At 33.9% G+C, this 1,807-nt stretch carries 2 protein-coding genes; both read right to left on the reverse strand.

Going from position 1 to position 1,807, the window contains the following annotated elements; genetic code table 11:
* Positions 1-133: 133 nt before the first annotated feature.
* Positions 134-1,474, reverse strand: a complete 1,341-nt coding sequence (locus AC1DTM_RS25025) for a DEAD/DEAH box helicase (protein WP_016104866.1) — start codon at positions 1,472-1,474, stop codon at positions 134-136.
* Positions 1,475-1,547: 73 nt separating this feature from the next.
* Positions 1,548-1,807: hypothetical protein (locus AC1DTM_RS25030; protein ID WP_477001146.1), on the reverse strand; the 260-nt coding region annotated here is incomplete at its 5' end.

The following is a 1,807-nucleotide window of genomic DNA, read 5'->3' on the forward strand; positions in this document are numbered from 1 at the left end:
CGACTCTTTTTTGTCTATCTAATAAATAAAATGATTTACAATCATATCTAAAATTTTATCGGTGATTGTTATTATTTATCAACTTATCGACAAATAATAACAACCCTCTTTATCCCGATTACTATTTTAAGATTTAACGGCCACGTCTTTGCTGACCTTGTTTTGTACTACTTTTCTTATTACTTGGCTTATTAAATGATCGATTGTTATCATTTCTCGAACTATTTCTTGAATCGTTTCTTGAACCACTTCTTGAACCTTCACGGCTATCTCTTTGACGATATTCACTTGATTTCTTTGGAGCCGGCTTTTGTACCGGTTTTCCATTTTCATCTACATTTTTTATCATCGGTTGTTCGATTATTTGTCTTTGTATTGGTGCACCAAGCGTTTTTTCAATTTCTTCTAAATGTTTTTCATCTTTCGCTGCAACGAACGTAATTGCAAGACCTGATCCACCTGCACGTCCTGTTCGGCCAATGCGGTGAATATAACTTTCTACATCTTCAGGGATATCAAAGTTAAATACGTGCGTTACACCATCTACATCAAGTCCACGAGCTGCTACATCAGTCGCAATTAAGTACTGAATTTTAGCCTCGCGGAAACTCTTCATGACTCTTTCACGTTTCGCTTGAGGTATATCACCATGAAGTTCAGCACAATTATAACCTAGTCCTTTTAAATTATCATACAGCTTACTTACTCTAACCTTTGTACGACAGAAAATAACTGCTAAAAATGGCTGATCACGATCCATAACAAAACGAAGTGCATCTGGCTTTGCACGATCTGTCGTCTCAATGACACGCTGCTCAATTGTATCTACCGTTACTTCTTCACTTTGTACTTGGATCATTTGCGGCTCATCCATATAACGTTTCGCCAATTTTTTAATATCTTTTGGCATCGTTGCTGAGAATAACATCGTTTGTTTACTATCAGGTGTCTCATCTAAAATATCTTCAATATCATATAAGAAACCGAAATAAAGCATTTGATCCGCTTCATCTAGTACAATCGTTGAAAGATTACTTAAATCAATTGTTTCACGTCGTATATGATCTAATAATCKTCCTGGTGTCGCAACAACAATATGTGTATTACCTTTTAATTTTCTTAATTGTTGTGCTACATCTTGTCCGCCATATATCGCTAGTACATTAATATCTTCTCTTTGAACAAGCATTTTTTTAATTTCAGTTGTAATTTGCAGGGCTAGTTCCCTTGTTGGTGCAACAATTAAAGCCTGAACATCACTAGACTCTGGATCGATTTTTTCTAAAATCGGTAACACGAATGCTAACGTTTTACCCGTTCCTGTTTTCGCCTGTCCAATAATATCTTTTCCTGACATAATAACAGGAATTGCTTTCTCTTGAATCGGTGTTGCTTCTGTGATTCCATTTTCACGTAATGTATGATTAAAAGTTTCACTAATTCCTAATTCTAAAAAGTTTTTCATATTGACCACTTCTTTTCCTTATTTTTCACATTAGCTTTCATTGTACCATTTGTTTCGCCAAATATGAAAAATAAAAAAATTCTTACCTTCTCTTTTTATATTCACTATATACAAGTTGGGCGAATTCGGTTTGTTTTCTTTCAGATTTTAAAAGTCCTTCCATATTTCCGGAAGACAAAATGTACTTCTTAATTTTTCTGTTACTCCAAATTAAACTTGTATACTTCGTATCTTCGTGTAAATTTCGAAACCACTCACATTCGCTTAATTTCGCAATATGATGTTTTAATTTCATATAGTTTCTAGGATAAAACAAAATTTTATCTGCTATTACATCAAATA

It is taken from the genome of Bacillus sp. P4_D3, from assembly GCF_056401855.1.